The 16192-nt window shown below is 72.8% G+C and carries 17 protein-coding genes; 11 read left to right on the forward strand and 6 right to left on the reverse strand.

The genetic code is table 11. The features are described from left to right. Positions 1-200: 200 nt before the first annotated feature. Both ACZ7GX_RS16105 and ACZ7GX_RS16110 read left to right on the forward strand, forming a co-directional pair. Positions 201-1157, forward strand: coding sequence for a cyclase family protein (locus ACZ7GX_RS16105; RefSeq protein WP_498777243.1), 957 nt, complete (start codon positions 201-203; stop codon positions 1155-1157). Between the two features lie 155 nt (positions 1158-1312). Beyond that, complete coding sequence (locus tag ACZ7GX_RS16110; RefSeq protein ID WP_498777245.1) at positions 1313-1624, forward strand: hypothetical protein; 312 nt, start codon at positions 1313-1315, stop codon at positions 1622-1624. 21 nt (positions 1625-1645) lie between these two features. On the opposite strand, the gene ACZ7GX_RS16115 is transcribed toward ACZ7GX_RS16110, so the two are convergent. Next, positions 1646-2902, reverse strand: a complete 1257-nt coding sequence (locus ACZ7GX_RS16115) for a vanadium-dependent haloperoxidase (protein WP_498777247.1) — start codon at positions 2900-2902, stop codon at positions 1646-1648. A gap of 276 nt (positions 2903-3178) precedes the next feature. After that, complete coding sequence (locus ACZ7GX_RS16120; RefSeq protein WP_498777249.1) at positions 3179-3544, reverse strand: DUF5684 domain-containing protein; 366 nt, start codon at positions 3542-3544, stop codon at positions 3179-3181. 289 nt (positions 3545-3833) lie between these two features. Between ACZ7GX_RS16120 and ACZ7GX_RS16125 the strand changes: the two genes are divergently transcribed. The 5 genes from ACZ7GX_RS16125 (at position 3834) to ACZ7GX_RS16145 (ending at position 8784) form a co-directional block, all read left to right on the forward strand. Continuing rightward, positions 3834-5225 (forward strand): extracellular solute-binding protein, encoded by a 1392-nt coding sequence (locus ACZ7GX_RS16125; RefSeq protein ID WP_498777251.1) that lies wholly within the window; start codon positions 3834-3836, stop codon positions 5223-5225. Next, a complete protein-coding gene (locus ACZ7GX_RS16130) occupies positions 5212-6096 on the forward strand; it encodes a carbohydrate ABC transporter permease (protein ID WP_498777253.1) in 885 nt (294 codons plus the stop codon). Before ACZ7GX_RS16125 ends, ACZ7GX_RS16130 begins: the two co-directional genes overlap by 14 nt. Further along, the gene (locus ACZ7GX_RS16135) at positions 6093-6914 is read left to right on the forward strand and encodes an ABC transporter permease subunit (protein ID WP_498777255.1); all 822 of its coding nucleotides are present in this window, start codon (positions 6093-6095) and stop codon (positions 6912-6914) included. The genes ACZ7GX_RS16130 and ACZ7GX_RS16135 overlap by 4 nt, the downstream gene beginning before the upstream one ends. Then, positions 6914-7969 carry an ABC transporter ATP-binding protein gene (locus ACZ7GX_RS16140; protein WP_498777257.1) on the forward strand — a complete coding sequence of 352 codons (1056 nt, stop codon included), beginning with the start codon at positions 6914-6916 and terminating at the stop codon, positions 7967-7969. The genes ACZ7GX_RS16135 and ACZ7GX_RS16140 overlap by 1 nt, the downstream gene beginning before the upstream one ends. A 110-nt stretch (positions 7970-8079) precedes the next feature. After that, positions 8080-8784, forward strand: a complete 705-nt coding sequence (locus ACZ7GX_RS16145) for a hypothetical protein (RefSeq protein WP_498777259.1) — start codon at positions 8080-8082, stop codon at positions 8782-8784. A gap of 9 nt (positions 8785-8793) precedes the next feature. On the opposite strand, the gene ACZ7GX_RS16150 is transcribed toward ACZ7GX_RS16145, so the two are convergent. Together ACZ7GX_RS16150 and ACZ7GX_RS16155 are read right to left on the reverse strand one after the other, a co-directional pair. Continuing rightward, the gene (locus ACZ7GX_RS16150; RefSeq protein WP_498777261.1) at positions 8794-9867 is read right to left on the reverse strand and encodes a hypothetical protein; all 1074 of its coding nucleotides are present in this window, start codon (positions 9865-9867) and stop codon (positions 8794-8796) included. A 138-nt stretch (positions 9868-10005) separates the two neighbouring features. Next, a complete protein-coding gene (locus tag ACZ7GX_RS16155) occupies positions 10006-10983 on the reverse strand; it encodes a hypothetical protein (RefSeq protein WP_498777263.1) in 978 nt (325 codons plus the stop codon). 188 nt (positions 10984-11171) lie between these two features. On the opposite strand from ACZ7GX_RS16155, the gene ACZ7GX_RS16160 reads away from it, so the two are divergent. Beyond that, the gene (locus tag ACZ7GX_RS16160) at positions 11172-11306 is read left to right on the forward strand and encodes a hypothetical protein (protein WP_498777265.1); all 135 of its coding nucleotides are present in this window, start codon (positions 11172-11174) and stop codon (positions 11304-11306) included. A 227-nt stretch (positions 11307-11533) separates the two neighbouring features. Continuing rightward, positions 11534-11959 carry an SgcJ/EcaC family oxidoreductase gene (locus ACZ7GX_RS16165; protein ID WP_498777267.1) on the forward strand — a complete coding sequence of 142 codons (426 nt, stop codon included), beginning with the start codon at positions 11534-11536 and terminating at the stop codon, positions 11957-11959. 19 nt (positions 11960-11978) lie between these two features. Here the strand turns inward: ACZ7GX_RS16165 and ACZ7GX_RS16170 are convergent, their stop codons facing one another. Further along, a complete protein-coding gene (locus tag ACZ7GX_RS16170) occupies positions 11979-13211 on the reverse strand; it encodes a hypothetical protein (RefSeq protein WP_498777269.1) in 1233 nt (410 codons plus the stop codon). A gap of 58 nt (positions 13212-13269) precedes the next feature. After that, entirely contained in the window at positions 13270-14406 is a 1137-nt protein-coding gene (locus ACZ7GX_RS16175; protein ID WP_498777271.1) for a hypothetical protein, read from the reverse strand. A 255-nt stretch (positions 14407-14661) separates the two neighbouring features. Here ACZ7GX_RS16175 and ACZ7GX_RS16180 point away from each other — a divergent pair, with 255 nt between their 5' ends. Both ACZ7GX_RS16180 and ACZ7GX_RS16185 read left to right on the forward strand, forming a co-directional pair. Beyond that, positions 14662-15567 carry a lysyl endopeptidase gene (locus tag ACZ7GX_RS16180; RefSeq protein ID WP_498777273.1) on the forward strand — a complete coding sequence of 302 codons (906 nt, stop codon included), beginning with the start codon at positions 14662-14664 and terminating at the stop codon, positions 15565-15567. Between the two features lie 123 nt (positions 15568-15690). Beyond that, complete coding sequence (locus ACZ7GX_RS16185) at positions 15691-16182, forward strand: nucleotidyltransferase domain-containing protein (RefSeq protein WP_498777275.1); 492 nt, start codon at positions 15691-15693, stop codon at positions 16180-16182. Positions 16183-16192: the final 10 nt, after the last annotated feature.

Consider the following 16192-nt stretch of genomic DNA (forward strand, 5'->3'; position numbering starts at 1 on the left):
CCGCTCCACCGCGATGGGGCAGCGTCCATTTGGTGTGTTGGTGGTTCGCCCGCCTCCCCCCCCCCCCCCCCCCCCCCCCCCCCCCCCCCCCCCCCCCCCACGTCCGCGCACCGTGCCCGACGGCCGAGTCGTCACGGCGCCACAGGCGTGCCATACCCTTGCTCCGGAGCGGCGGCGTGACCGGAGGAGTCGATGCTGGGATGACGGCTGAGCGACCGATGCCCACGCAGGACGACGTGCTCGGGTACTTCGACACGCTGTCGAACTGGGGGCGCTGGGGCGACGACGACGAGCTCGGCACGCTGAACCACATCACCGACGACGTCCGGCTGGCGGCGGCGCGGGCCGTGCGCCACGGCCGGGGCGTGTCGTGCGCGTGGGAGGTCGCCGTGCCGGAGGAGATGGAGCGGGCGACCACGACGTGCCCGTGCGCGGCCGACATGCCCGGCGCCGAGAACATGCCGGTGCCCGGTTTCCGCAACGACCGGCGGTGGGGCTTCTCCTTGGAGCGGCTCGGCCTCACGTTCCACGGCAACACCGTGACCCACGTCGACTCGCCGTGCCACCTCTTCTGGGACGGCACGATGTACAACGGGCGGTCGCACTCGTTGGTCGACCCCGCGACGGGATCGGCGTGGGCGGCTGTCACGGCGGCGGCGAACGGGATCGTCACGCGTGGCGTCCTGCTGGATGTCGCGAGGGTCCGCGATGTGCCGTGGCTGGAACCGGGGCAGGGCGTGTTCCCCGAGGACCTGGAGGAGGCCGAACGCCGGCAGGGCGTGCGGGTGCGGTCCGGCGACGCGGTGCTCCTGCGTACCGGCCATGGCCGCGCCCGGCACGAGGCCGGCCCGTCCGGCGGCTTCACGCAGGCCGGCTGGCACGCGTCCTGCCTGCCGTGGCTGCACGAACGCGGGGTCGCGCTGATCGGCGCCGACACCCCTCAGGACGTTCAGCCGTCGGGGTACGAGGACGTGTTGATGCCGGTGCACGCCGTGGGTCTCGTCGCGATGGGCCTGTGGTTGCTCGACAACTGCGACCTGGAGGCGTGCGCGACGACCGCCGCCGAGCTCGGCCAGTGGGACTTCCAGCTCGCGGTGGCGCCGGTTCGCTTCGCCGGCACGTCCGGCAGCCCGGTCAACCCGATCGCCACGTTCTGACCGCGAGACCCGCGGATCGCCTCGCCGTCGCCCGGCAGCCGGAGGTAGCGCGCACGTGGTGCGGGCGGCTTTGGAGAACGTCGACAGAAATGCGCGGCTCGCCTTGGTGGTTTCGGCATGTCGTGGCCTCGGCATGGGCCACTACGTTGGCGGGCATGGACAATGACGTTCGTCACGCCGCGCCGCGTGCCCGCTTCGATCGCCAGGGGCGGCGCCTGCTAGTGCTCGGCATCGGGGTCTTAGCCGTGCTCGTCTCCGCCACCGTGCTGGCCTTGAAGGACCTCGGCGCGGTGATGGTGCACTTCGTGGCCCAGGGGACGCCGGTCTGGGCGCTGGGCCTGTTCGTCTTCGCCGTGTGCGCGGGCATCGCGAAGATCGTGGCCTCGTTCAGCGAACCCATGGGCCGCGTCGTGCGGATAGTCGAACTCCGCCGGGCGGCCGGCGACGATCCCGGCCGCGACGACTGAGCCGCGCGCCCGTGCGGCGGGTCATCGCCGCGGCTGGAAGTAGCGCTTCGTGATGTGGTTGCCGACGGCCGTGCCGAGCGCGGTGCCGTCGACGTCCGCGGACCGGAAGTGGATGCCTGCCCAGATGCGGGCTCCGACGACCTCGGCGGTCGCCTGCGAGAAGCTGTCGAAGTGCCGCGTGGTGCCGCTGTCGACGCTGAACGCGCTGAAGGGGACGCGGTCCCGGCCGAAGAAGTGCGCGTACGCCGTCATCTGCGCGGCCGTGCGGCACGTGTGGCCGGAGGGGTAGTCGGGGTTCGGCGGGGTCGTCACCAGCGGGGTCCAGCCGGGGTCGGCCGCGGTGGCGGGGTTGCCGTCGGTGTCGGCGGACCGGATGGCGGTGATCGGCCGCCAGAAGTGCCAGAACTCCTTGTCGTTCGCGCACGCGATCGCGCCGTCCGCGCCCGTGACGTCCGCCAGCGCGTAGAAGCGCGCGGTCTCCAGGACGTCGAGTCGTTGGGTGACGGCGAGGTCCCGCTTCATCCCCCAGCTGACGGAACGTCGGTCGTGCCACCAGAGCGCCGCGTCGGTCTGGTCCGCGGTGCGGGCGGTGCTCGTCGCCGAGCCCAACCGCTTGACCTCGTCGAAATCGCGGGCGTACGCGTGGCTCGTGACCGCCGGCGGCCCCGGGGTGCGGAACATGGTCGCGTCCGGAACGGCGAACGGCTTCAGGAAACCCACCCAGGCTCCCGTGTTCTCGAAGCCAGGGGGAGTGGGGCGGTACTGGCCCGGCTCCGTGCCGACGGTCCAGGGCCGGGGGTCGAAGGCGCCGTCGTCCTGCCGTGCCGTGATCATCGCGGCGGCGGCCTGTGCGCCGACCCGGATGCCGTCGCGCTTCGCCGGTCCCTCGGGGATGCCGGCGAGCCACTGGTGGTACTGCGTGCGCAGCCTTTCCCGCTGTGCCGGGAAGATCGCGTCCAGCACCCGGTAGGCGGCCGTGCCGACGGCGGCGTCCGTCGACTCGCGCCCGTTGGCCCGCGGTGCGACGAGGTAGGGCTCGTACGGCGTGCCGGCGATCGCGTTCACCGCGTCGTAGACGGCGCCGCTGACCATCGCGAAACCGCGTCCGGCGACCTGTGGCGGCGACTGCTGCGCGACGTCCCAGATGGCGGTCTGCGCGTTGAGGTCCCAGACGACGACCGCGTTCGGTGACGCGTTCGCCTCGGCGACGGCCGGCGGCGCGAGGGCGAGCGACGCCGTCAGGGCAAGAACCGCGTGAACCGCCGTGCGGCGCGTCATGACCATCGTCAACCCCGGCTGTATCCCTAGCGCATCGACACGACTACGCAACGTATCGCCAGGTGTCGGGCAGGCGCAACACCCAGCCGCCGCCGCAGGCGGGTTCGGGTCGATCTCATCCATGACCTGCGGTTTTCCCCTGGAGGTCGGCCGGAGGTCGGAGGTCACCTGTTCGTGTGGTCCACGCGCCGTGCGGGGCCGTGCAAAGGAAAACCCCGGCTCGGCCACCGACGTCTCGTGGACGGAGGTGGCCGAACCGGGGTCCCGGGTGTGCGGTCAGGCGGCCGCCGGGCCCCGGTAGGTGGCGCTGCCGAAGGCGAGCATCGGGTAGCCGACGAACCCGAACAGCCAGAGGCCGACGACGCCGAACCCGCTGCCCTTGCCGAACGACTTCGCCATGTCGATCGCGACGAGCAGCGAGATGACGATGTTGACGACCGGGATGAAGAACAGGATCAGCCACCAGCCGGGACGGCCCACGATCTTCAGCTGCACGTAGATGTTGTAGAGCGGGATGATCGCCGCCCACCCGGGCTTGCCCGCCTTCGCGAAGACCTTCCACATGGCCACGATCAGGAAGAGGCCGATCACCGCGCCGATGACGGCGGGGATGACGAGGGCGGACGAGTCGGTCTGGTTCACCGCGTGATTCCTTCCGGCAACCGGCGGAGGTGCGGGCGCTGATCGCACGCATCGGGGTTCCCCCAGCCGGTCGTGGCGCGGAACGTTCCCAGTCGGCGGGCGCGAACGCACCGGTGTTGGCCGATTCGTGAGCCGTTCGAGATCAATCCAGTGCTCGGGCCCGCCGGGTCGCCGGGCCGCCGGTGTCCGGCCATCAAACGGGTGATGACGGCCGGAGGTGCTGCGGTCGAACAGCCGGGGTGCCATGTTGAGAGGTGGCGTAGTGGCGTGCACTCTCGCGGGAGGCGCGATGCGGCGGACAACGGTCGTCCTGCTGTCGGTGACGGGCCTGCTCGCGGGGTGCCTCGGCCAGGCGCGGGACGAGGACCCGGCCCGCAACGCCGACGCCAGGGAAGTCACGTTGACGATCACGGCCAACGCGGTGGCGGGCGGGAAGAACGCGCGCGGCGCGGACTGGATCGCGAACTGGGTGATCCCCAGGTTCACCGAGGCGCAGAAGGCCAAGGGCGTGGACGCCACGGTCCGCTTCGAGCAGAACGGCGCCGGCGACGAGGACTTCAAGACGAAGGTCGCGCTGGACCTCAAGACCGGCGGCGGCGGTGACGTCGTCGAGTTGGACGGCATCTGGCTCGGTGAGTTCGCCCAGGCCGGTCTGGTCGAGCCGCTGGACGACGTCGTCGGCGGGGACGAGGTCGACTCGTGGGACGGCTGGCGGCAGATCCCCGCCGCCGTGCAGGGCCTCGGCGAGTTCGACGGCCGGCGCTACGGCGTGCCGATGGGCACCGACGGCCGGGTGCTGTTCTACAACAAGAAGCTGTTCGCGCAGGCCGGCCTGCCCACCGACTGGCAGCCGCGCAGCTGGGACGACGTCCTCGACACCGCCGCGAAGCTCAAGTCGCTGCCCGGGGTCTGGCCGCTGCAGCTCAACGCCGGCACCGCGATGGGCGAGGCCACCACGATGCAGGGCGTGCTGCCCGCGTTGGTGGGCACCGGCACGGCCGTGCACGAGGACGGCAAGTGGCAGGGCGCCACGGCCGGCGTCAAGGACGTCCTCTCGCTCTACCAGCGCGTCTACCGGGACGGGCTCGGCGACCCGATCCTCCAGCAGGAGGCGAAGGGCCGTGACCGGTCTTTCGCGCTGTTCGCCGAGAACAAGATCGGCATCCTGATGGAGAGCGACTACTTCTGGCGCTCGGTGGTCGAGCCGCGCGTCGGCGTCGCCAAGATGGCCGACCGCGACACGGCCGTCGGGTGGGCGCTGATCCCCGCCCGCGTGCCCGGCGCCGGGGTCGGCGGCCAGGACTTCGTCAGCATGTCCGGTGGCGGCGTGCGGGTGGTCAACCCGAACACGCCGTACCCGCGGCAGGCGTGGGAGCTCATGGAGTTCCTCAACTCGGCCGAGGCGGTCAAGTCGGCGTTGGCGGGCGCCGCGCAGGTCACCCAGCGCACCGACGTGAACGACGAGGTGCTGGCGGGCGACCCGATGCTGGCCTTCATCGCCGAACGCGTGCTGCCGATCACCCGCTACCGGCCCGGCCTGGCGGACTACCCGAAGGTGTCGGCGGCGTTGCGGCAGGCGACCGCCGACGTGGTGGCGGGCAAGAGCCCGGAGGACGCCGCGAGGTCCTACCACGACGCGCTGGTCGAGGCGGTCGGCGAGGACGCCGTTGCGGGCGGCTGAGGACCGCGACCCGGCGGGGCTCGGCACGACGCGGGCGATCGGGTTCCTCGCGCCGGCGCTGCTGCTGATCGGCCTGTTCCTGGTGTTCCCGGCGCTGTGGACGCTCTACATCGGGATCACCGACTACCAGCTGACCGGACCGGCCGCGGCCGAGCCGAGCGTGGTCGGCCTGGACAACTTCGCCACCGCGCTGGCCGACCCGCTGTTCGCCAACTCGCTCTGGCTGACCGCGCTGTTCGTGCTCGGCTCCGCGCTCGTCGGGCAGAACGCGCTCGGCTTCGCGCTCGCCTGGCTCCTGCGCCGGGTGCGGCCGCGGCTGCGGCGCGTCGTCGAGGCCTTCGTGCTGCTGGCGTGGATCCTGCCCGGTCCCGTCGTCGCCTACCTGTGGTTCGCCGTGCTGAGCCGGGACGGCGGCACGCTCGGCCTGCTCCTCGGCCAACCGGGGACGGCGTGGCTGGTCGAGTACCCGATGGCGAGCCTGATCGTGTTCAACACCTGGCGCGGCACGGCGTTCTCCATGCTGCTGTACAACTCCGCGCTGCGAGCCGTGCCGCCGTCGCACCTGGAGACCGCCCGGCTGGCCGGCGCGGGCGGCTGGCAGACCGTGCGCGACGTGGTGTTCCCGCACATCCGCGCGCACGTGCTGACCAACACGCTGCTGATCAGCCTGTGGACGGCCAACGACTTCACGCCGTTCCTGCTCACCGCGGGCGGCCCGAACCACGAGTCGGAGGTGCTGCCCGTGCTGATCTACCGGCAGGCGTTGGAGAGCGGCCGGCTCGGGTACGCGTCGGCGATGTCGTTGCTGCTGCTGGTCGGGAACCTGGCGGTGGCGCTGGTGTACCTGCGGCTGTTGCGCAGGCGCGCGTGACACCGGGGTCGGTGGTGCGCCGGATCGGCTTCCACGTGCTGATCGCGGTGGTGCTGGCGTTCTTCGCGGTGCCGATGCTGTGGCTGGCCGGCGCGCCGTTCGACACGCGGCCGGGCTTCGGCATCCGCTGGCCGGAGTGGACGTCGGCGAACGTCATCGCCACCCTCGGCCACCCGTACGTGGTGCGGTCGCTGGTCAACTCGCTGGTGCTGTGCCTGGTGGCGACCGCGGTGACGACGGCGTTCGCCGCCTTGGCCGCCTACGCGCTCTCCCGCGTGCGCATCCCCGGCCGGGACGTGCTGCTCTACGTGCTGCTGTTGCTGTCCAGCGTGGTCACGGGCACCGCGGCCATGGTGCCGCTGTTCGTGCTGATGCTGCAGCTCGGGCTCATCGACTCCCGCTTCGGCACGGCGCTGGTGATCGCGGGCGGCATGCTGCCCGCCGCCATCTTCATCCTGAAGGACTTCGTGGACTCCGTGCCGCGCTCGTACGAGGAGTCCGCGCGGGTGTTCGGCGCCTCGCCCCGGCAGGTGCTCGGGCACGTGGTGCTGCCGACCGCCAGGCCGGGGCTGGCGATGATCCTGGTGTGGTCGTTCGTCAACGCGTGGGGCAACTTCCTGCTGCCGTTCCTGCTGCTGCGCGACGTCGGCAAGCAGCCGGCCGCGGTGCTGATCCGGACGTTGCAGGACGAGGGCGGCAGCGCCAACCTGACCGTGATCCCGGTGTTCTCGCTGCTGTACTCCATCCCGGTCGTGCTGCTGTACCTGGTCGTCGACAAGCGCTACGGGTTCCGATTCCACGGGGGGATCAAGAGCTGATGGCGGGCATCGACATCACCGGTCTGTCCACTGTGTACCCGAACGGGGTGCGCGCGGTGGACGGCCTCGACCTGGGCGTCGTGGACGGCGAGCTGTTCGCGCTGCTCGGACCGTCCGGCTGCGGCAAGACCACGTTGCTGCGCACGATCGCCGGCCTCGAGCTGCCCTCGGCGGGCGCCATCGCGATCGGGTCGCGCGACGTGACCCGCCTGCCACCCGGCGGGCGCGGGGTGGCGATGGTGTTCCAGGACTACGCGTTGTTCCCGCACATGACGGTGGCGGAGAACATCGCCTACCCGCTGCGCGTGCGCCGTGCGCCCAAAGCGCGGCAACGGGAAGCGGCGGTCGAGGTGGCCGAGGGCCTGAGCCTGTCCGCGCTGCTCGACCGCAGGCCCGGTCAGCTGTCCGGCGGTCAGCAGCAGCGGGCGGCGCTGGGGCGGGCCGTCGCCGCGGGCGCCGACGTCCTGCTGCTGGACGAGCCGCTGTCCAACCTGGACGCCCGGTTGCGGCTGGAGGCCAGGACGTTCCTCAAGCGGTTGCAGCACGAGCTGGCGCTCACGACCGTCTTCGTGACCCACGACCAGGCCGAGGCGCTGGCGCTGGCCGACCGGATCGCGGTGATGGAGGCGGGCCGGATCCGCCAGCTGGGCACGCCGCGCGAGGTGTTCCAACGGCCCGCCGACACGTTCGTCGCGAACTTCATCGGCTCCACCCCGATGAACCTGATCGGGGCCCGGACCCGCGACGGTCACGTCGAGTGCGCCGGGACCAGGCTGCCGGGCCCGCCGGGACTGGCCGACGGCACCCCCGTCGTGGTGGGCGTGCGGCCCGAGTACCTGGCGCCGGCCGGCGAGGGCATCACGGGCCGGGTGTCCACGGTCGAGAACCTGGGTGTCTCGTCATTGGTGACCCTCGACTGCCCGGACGGCACGCTGATCAGCCTCACCGTGCCGGAGCAGGAGGAGCCCACCCTCGGCACGTCCCTCACCGTCGCCGCCGCGCCCGGCAGGCTGCTGTACTACGGCGCGGACGACGGCCGCCTGCTGGGCGGCTGACCGGTCCGAGGGAGCGCACCTCGCGCGACGTGGTTCCGGACCGCGCAAGGCACGCCGCCGGCGTGGCGGAACGTCGCTACACTCGGTGATCTTCCGGCGGAGGGTGTCCGATGTTCGAGTTGGTGGCGAAGCTCGCGGAGATCTTGTCGTCACACTGGGTGCGGTTCCTCGACGGTCGGCGGTCCGGGCGCGACGCCGAGGTCGCGGCGCACGTCGTCGGCGTGGTGCTCGCCCTCCAGGACCTGTGTGTGCGCGGCGAGCGGCTGCTCGTGCTCGCCGAGGAGCTGGCCGGCGACTCGCCCGGGCCGCGGACCTCGGCGGAGTTCGAGGGCGTGCTGGCCGAGCAGGTGCGCGAGGTCGGGGCGCTGCGGCTGCGGCTGTCGGACGCGAAGCCGCTGCTGGCCACCGTCGACCCGCTGTTCTACCCGGAGCTCGCCCCGGTCGTGGACCAGAAGTCCGGTCTGCTGACGCGGTGGACCAGGCAGGCGTCGCTGAGCGCGTTCTCCACCACGACGTTGTTCTTCCTGCCGTCGCGCGACGTGGCGAACCTGGTCGAGGAGGCGGGCGCGGGAGCCGAACTCGACCGCGGCCCGTACGCGCACGCCGTGGCCGAGGGCGTGCGCGCGGTCCGGGCGCGGGAGCTGCGGGACCTGCGCACCGCCGCCGCCAAGGGCGCCGGGATCCACGCCGAGATCGCCACCGCACGGGCGGGCCTGGCCCGCACCAAGGACTTCTGCGCGACGTTGCTCCGGGCGACCGAGGCCGCCGTGGGCCCGGAGGCCATGACGCGGCTGCGGCGCGAACTGCTCCCCTGACCGATCGGGTCAGCGGTGGTGCCGCAGCGCCCGGACCAGCTCCGGGTCGCGCGGGTAGCCCATCGTGGCGAACGCGATGCCGCCGATGTCGGTGGCCAGGACCGTCGTCCGCGCGAAACCCAGCAGCACGGCCAACCGGTCGACGTTGAACATCATCCGCTGGAACAGGCCGGTGCGCCGGAGGGGTTCGTCGAGGCGGACCTCGTCCACGCTCAGCTCGACCCGGTTCGACCAGCTGAACTGGAGCAGCGCGGTGGCGGCGCCCTCGCGCAGGACGAGGTCGACGCTGCCGGTCCCGCCGGGGTACAGCACGAGGTCGGCGCGCGCCCCGTCGAGCCGGTGCAGCAGCGTCGCGGCGAACCGGGAGGGGCTGATCGGCGCCCACGCGCGCCACGTCGCCACGAACTCGTCGTCCAGGCCCACGACGGTCAACCCGGGCTCCAGCCGGCGGAAGGCCGCGATGTCGACGGGTTCGGCGGCGTGGTCGGGTCGCCCGGCCGGCGTCACCGAGATCCGAGCCGCGTCGGCCACCAGTTCGTCCCACAGCGGGTCGGGGCGGAACGGCGGGAACGGCAGGTCGCCGCCGAGCGCCTCCCAGGCGCGCCGCCACCACGCCACCGCGCGCACGGGCCGCATCCCGACGAGCGTGGCCGCGACGACTTGGCACCGCACCAGCACCAGCGACGCGCCGACCGCGACCAGCTCGATCGAACCCGGCCGCTCGCTCGTCAGGGCCGCGTGCTCGGCGGCGTGCTCCATCTCGGAGTAGGCCACGACGTGGGGCGCGTCGGCGATCCGGTACTCGATGGCCGAGTCCAGCACGGCCCCGGTGCCCACCGGCTGGAACACGACGTCGTCCGGGGTGAGGATCAACGGCCACACGCCGTGCTCGTCGCCCATCACGAACTCCACGGCGGGGTCGCCGTCGGGCGCGCGGATGTCGCGGCACCGGCGGACCGCGTCGGCGTCGATCAGGACCGCGTCGTCGAGGGCGGGCACGTGCACGCGGACGCCGTTCGCGACGGCGGTCACCCGGAGGCCGGGCAGGTGTTCGAGCGCGCGGATGACGTCCGTGACGTCCATGCGGCCTCCGATCGTCGGCTGCGGCCATTGTCCACGCACGCGCAACGCAAGAACGCCGATCTCTCCGAGCGGCGGTTGTCGTGGGCCGGCCGGATTGCGGCGTGGTGCGCTCGGCGGCGTTTGCGCCGGTGCCCGGCGTCAGCGGTCGATGGCGATGTCGACGGCGACCGGTGCGCCCGTCGCGTCCACGTCCAGGTGGACGGGGAAGAACCCGTCACCGATGGAGGTCATCGCCATCATGACGTCGGCGCCGCCGACCGCGAGGGTGGCGGCCTCGTGGTCGGCGGCCCGGACGGCCGCCATCACCTGCCAGTGGTGCGAGTGCGGGCGGAAGTCGAGGGCGAACCTGCGCTCCGGCTCGGACCTCTTGCGCTCCTCCAAGGCGACCGCCCGCCGGTACGCCTCCCGGATCGGGAGGGAGAGCCAGCCGTAGGCGTCGTCACCCGGCGTGCCGGTGCGACCCGCACCGAACTCGGTGGCGACCTCGTCCTCGTCCCCGCCCCAGAACACCACGTCGGCGAGGCCGTCCAGGGAATCGTCGTGGACCCAGGAGCCGAGCGCGTCCGCGTCGGCGAAGGCGAACCGGGCGTGGTCGATCCTGATCCGCGTGAGCGGGCGGCGCTCGGCCACCTCGCCGTCGCCGAGCTCGATGCGGATGCGGGCCCAGCCCCACTGCCCGCGCGTGGCCGCCACCCGCAGCGCCCGGTCGGTCGGCACGCCGCCGACCGGGACGACCGGCACACCGGTGACCAGGAAGTCCGGGTCGCCCGCCGCGATCGCGTGCCGCACCCGCTCGCGGTGCGGGATCCGGCGGGGGAACCGGTGCGGCGAAGCGCTGAGCCCGCGCGCACTGCAGTGCTCGTCGAACTTCGCGGCGAACCGCTCCGCCGCGTGCTCGGGGATGTCGTACAGCCGGCGACCGGACTGGTGGTCGAACGACCGCGCGGCGGCGTCCGCGTCGGGACCGACGACCTCGAAGTCGACCGCCGCGACCCCGCCGGGTCCGCCCACCTCGTCCGGGGAGCGGTCGCCGGACCACAGCCCCAGGTACCCGCCGTCCACCAGCACCAGCTGCCCGGACGGACAGGTCACCGAACCGAGCTCCACCTCGTGCACGGCGAGCAGTCTACGAACCGCGCGCGAGCACGTGCCGGTGGCCGGGTGCGAACCCGGTGTGCCGCGGCGGCTCGTCGGGCGGCGGTGCGGGTTCGGGCGGAGTTCTCGTTGGTGTGGTTCGGGTCGTGGGAAATTGGTGAGCCGAGGCGTTGGCCGGCCAGGCGTCGACCATGTAGAATAGCGGGAAAGTGTCGCGCGATCCGTTGTACGCGAACGATGTGGCCGCCGCGTTCGGAGCGGCACCGCGGAAGTCCTTGGCAGGCAAGCACTGGCCGTCGGGGCACGGCGTCCGGCTGGACGAGGTGGTCGACCTCGTGGCGTGAACGGCGGCACTGCACACCGGGCGAGGGCCGCTGCCCGTCGTGAACGTCCCGACGCGGTTCTCGGCGATCTGCGGGACGTGGCCGCTGGATCCCGCGTTGTCCTGGGGAGCTGACGGAGAGTCCACTGTGGAGGGTCTGGCGGGGCTGCGGTTCGACCGCGGCGTGATCCCGGTTCGGACGCCACGTCGTACCGCGAAGCAGGCAGACGCACGGCAAGAGAGGAAGACATGGCCAGTACCGAAGACCAGGTCCGAACCGAACCGGGTGCCGCCGACCGCGCCGCGATCGCGGCACTGCCCGTGAACCTGACATCGGCGTGGCAGGCGCACGACGCCGCCGCGTTCGCCGACCTCTTCATCGACGACGGCACGATGATCCTGCCGGGCCTGTACCGCAAGGGCAAAGAGGACATCCGCGCCTACATGGCCCAGGCCTTCCAGGGCGCGTACCGGGGCACCAGGGTCACCGGCGAGCCCATCCACCTCAAGATGCTCAACGACGACAGCGCGGTGCTGGTCACCAAGGGTGGCGTGCTAGCGCCCGACGAGACCGAAGTCCACCCGAGCCGGGAGATCAGGGCGTCGTGGATCGTCGTGCGCCAGGGCGGGCAGTGGAAGCTGGCCGCGTACCACAACAGCCCGGTCAACGTCTGATCTGACCCGGCCTGTGCGCTCAGGCCAGGCGGGCCGCGGCCGCGGTGCGCACGGGCGTGGTGTCGATCGGGTCGTCGGCCAGGTCGCGCAGGCGCGCCCGGGTTTCCCGGGTGAGCGGCGCGCGTGCGGCGGCGAACGCCCGGACCTGTTCCTCGCAGTCCCACAGGCCTTCGACCAGCAGGTGGTCCGATGAGACGGGGCTGAGCGCGACCAACGCGTCGAGGTACGCGGCCCGTTCGTAGGAGTGGGGGGTGTCCGACCACAGTCGTCGCAGGACGGGGACGGCCCGGTGCGCCGCGGCGTGGTGGTCTGCCGTCGAACCCGACAGCCGCGACAGCCGGGCGAGGCCGGTGGCCGCGACGTCGTAGCCGCACCAGTCCTCGCCAGGTGGGCGTTCCAGGGTGGACAGCATCAGCTCGACGTCCCGGTGGTCGCCGTGCGCGGCGAGGACGCGGGTCGCGATCCGGCGGAGGGGGTGGTCGGGGTCCGCCGACCAGCGGCGCGCGTGGTCGGCGGCCCGCGGTCCCAGCGGTTGGAGGGCACGGCCGAGTCCGGGCACAGGGGTGTCTAGGATGAGGTGCTCCGCCAGGTCCAGCAGTGCGGGTTCCGGACCGCGTCGGGCGATCTCGAACAAGGCCTGGGTCTTCGCGGCTCTTGGCACGTCGCGGTCGCGGAGCAGGGCGAGCAGTTCGCCGGTGGGGCGGTCGCGGTGCGGGTCGGGTCGGCCGGGAGCGCGGTCGGTTGCGGGACGGGTGGCCCAGGCGTGCCGCCGCTCCCAGGTCAGCCAGGGGTCGCTGCGCCAGAGCAGGCCACGCCGGTCGTCCGGGGTCAGGCGGCGCCGCGCGGTGCCGGCGAGGTCGTCCCACCAGGCGCGGGGCCATTCGGCGGCTGCGGTTTCGAGCACGTCGATCCAGTGCGGGCCGCCGCGGACGTGGTCCCGGACGGCGGTGACGGCCTCGCGGGACCCGGCGGTGCCGAGGGCCACCAGCAGGGAGGCGAGGGTGAGGGCCGTCTGGTCGTCCCCGGTGTCCCGGAGCAGTGCGGTGATCGGGTGCAGGGGCAGGGCGAGATCGCGGACCAGTCGCGCCAGGTACACCGCTCGGTCGTCGACCTGCCAGTCCCAGCGGTAGTCGTGCACGACGCAGTCGTGGACGAGGTCGGCGGAGGTCGGGTCGGTGGTCGCGAGCATCGCTCCCCGGCCGCGGCCGCGCTGGAGCATCCCGGCGAGGGTGTCGGCAGGGGCTGGGCGCATCGACGCCATTGTGGGTCGGGAGGGGCGGTCGAGCCAGCGGATTCGGGTCCGGCTCGGGTCAGCCGCTCTGGTTGGACGTGTGGGTTCCGGCCGCGTGCGGAGGTGGCGGGGTCGAGGCGGCCCACGGGGCGGCCAGGTGGTCGTGTCGCGCGGCGAGGTGGTCTTGCAGGCGTGCGTGGCGGAACTGGTAGGTGGCGCCGACCTGGCGCAGGAACCCCAGGCGGTGGGCTTCGGCGAGGAACGCCTGGAGCCGCCACGGGAGGCGTCCACGGGCCGCCGGCAGGAGCCGTGCGCTGGTGTAGTGCGCCCACGCCGACGCGTTCAGGGCCACCACGAGGCACACGGCTGAAGTGTCGAGGAGGCGATCCGCTCGAACGGACGACGCGGGCGTCACGACGTCGCGGAGACCGCTGGGGTTCTTGATCCACCTCAGGGCGGCGAAGCCGACGCCGACGACCGCACCGCCCACGAGCCCGGCCGACGCGGCGTCGAGGGAGGCGGTGAAGCTGCCCCTGCCGAGGCTGAAGACGCAGCAGGTCGCGCCCATCAGGAGGTCGAGCAACGCCGCGACGGACATCCACAGCACCACGCGCCGCCAGGGTGAAGCGGTCGTCGGCGCCCAGCGGTGCAGCTGCCACCAGGCCAGGTCGTAGGTGCCCTGTCGTCGCAGCCCGGCGGCGAGGTGCGTCAGGTGGTGCGGGGCCCGAGCCGGGTCCCGGCGGCGCCGGGCGGTGTCCTGGCGGTGAGCGCGGGTGTAGAGGGTCGGGACGAAGGCGTCCAGCAGGTGGTGCTCGACGGCGGCGGGGGTGGGGAAGCGGCCGGTGTCGGTGAGTTCGGTGGGGTCGCCGGGGGCGTCGGCGTACGCGGTTCGGGCGAGGGCCACCACGAGCGGGTTGGCGAGCGCCTGGGCGGTCGGCCCGTCCGGGTGCCCGGCCAGGACGTCCCAGTGCTCCTGGCGGGGGCCGGGTGGGGTGGCCAGGCGGAGCAGGGTGACGGCGTCGTCGGGGCGGACGGGTGCGGGCGTGACGACCGCCGCGCCGGTCAGGACGCGGCCGTCGGCGAGCAGGTCGTCGATCGCGCTCGGCCCGAAGGTCTCCGCGTCGGCCAGGGCCCGGTAGTCGGCGGCGATGCGGCGTCGCAGCCACGCTCGCGGGCGGTCGCGGGCCGGGGCGAACGAGGCGAGCGAGAGCAGCACCGGTCGCCGTGACCGGCCTGGTTGTCGCCCGGCCGGGTGGTGCGGTGAGCCCGGATCAGGTGACGGGGTAACCCGGCGGTCCGCGTGAGGCCGGTTCCGGGTCACGTGGACGTGGCGTGACCGCGGTCCCCGGAGGGCTGAGCCCTCGCGACTCGTCCGAGTGGACGTGCCGGACCGCGCACATGGGGGTCGCACCGCCGGGTAGTACCGCGGGTGGCTGAGCGCGGCCGGCACAACTCCGAGTGGGAGTCAGCAATGGGAAAGTCAATCGTGCAACCGAGGTCGGGGGCGGGTGGGCGGTCCGCCGTCTACGTCGACGGCCCCTATCCCGGCACCGAGGAGACCGCGGCGGAACTGGCGGCCTCCGGGTTCGACACCGCGATCCTCTGGAGCCTGCACGTCCACGAGAACGGCGACCTCTACTACAACGAGAACCTGATCGTGTCGGAGGGGGAGTACTGCGGCGACGAGGGCTGGCCGACCTGGGTGGCGTCCTTGAAGACCAGGCCGGACTCGAAGGTCGGTCGCGTCGAGGTCTCGATCGGCTCCTACGGCGCCGCCGACTGGGAGAACATCGAGAGCCTGGTCCTGCGGCGCAGCGACGACGGCGGGACCGGGCCGGACAGCATCCTGTACCGCAACTTCAAGGCCTTGCAGGACGAGCTCCGGGTCGACGCGCTCAACAGCGACGACGAGTCGTGCTACGACGTGGACTCGACCGTGGAGTTCGCCAGGATGGCGGAGGGGATCGGGTACCGGAAGTTCACCTTCGTGCCCTACGAGGAAGTGGACTACTGGAAGGAAGTCGCGAGGGAACTCGGCTCCCTGGTGGACCGCGTCTACCTGCAGTGCTACGCGGGAGGCGGGGACAACGACCCCGCGGAGTGGGTGGGCGAGCTGGGCCTGGCGGTCGACCCCGGGCTGTGGTGCAAGCACGGCTCGGACTGCCGCGAAGGCGACTCGCCGGAGGAGGTCGGGCAGGCGTTGCGGGAGATGGGCACGACCACGCCGATCTACGGCGGCTTCATGTGGCGCTACTCCGACATGCGCCTGTGCTCGAAGCCGGGGCAGACCGTGGCGGACTACGCGGCGGCGATCAACTCCGCGACCGGCGCCAAGGACGTGTCGAAGCCCGCCGCCACGGGCCGGCCCGGACGATGAGCGGTCGCGCGGTGCCGTGAACGCGGGCGACCGGCACACCACCCGCCGTCCCCACCGGCCCCGGATCACGCACCGGCCTCGATAGGATCGCCGCTCCGGCGAGAGCGGGGAGGAACGGCGAGGGTGACCGGCGACGACGTGCTGGAGATCCTGGACGCCCTGCGGGAGGCCGGCAGCGACGTGTGGATCGGCGGTGGCTGGGGCGTCGACGCCCTGCTGGGCAGGCAGACCCGCCCACACCGGGACCTGGACCTCATGCACCGCGGTGAACAGGAGCCGGCCGTCCTCGCGACCCTCGCCGAAGCGGGGTTCGCCGAATCGGTCGACTGGCGTCCGGTGCGCTTCGTCGTCGCGGACGCGAAGGGCCGCGAGATCGACCTGCACCCGCTCGTCTTCGCCGCCGACGGGAGCGCGACGCAGGCTTCGCCGGAACCAGGGCGCCCGTTCGCCTACCCGGCCGCGTGCTTCGTCACCGGCACGATCCTGAACCGCACCGTGCCCTGCCTGTCCGCCGAGCAGCAGGTCTACTTCCACCAGGGCTACGAGCCGACCGACCGGGACCGCCACGACATGGCCCGGCTGCGCGAGGCGTTCGGGATCGCCACCCACTTCTGACCCGCCGCAC

The sequence above is a fragment of the Actinosynnema sp. NPDC037264 genome (assembly GCF_055603705.1).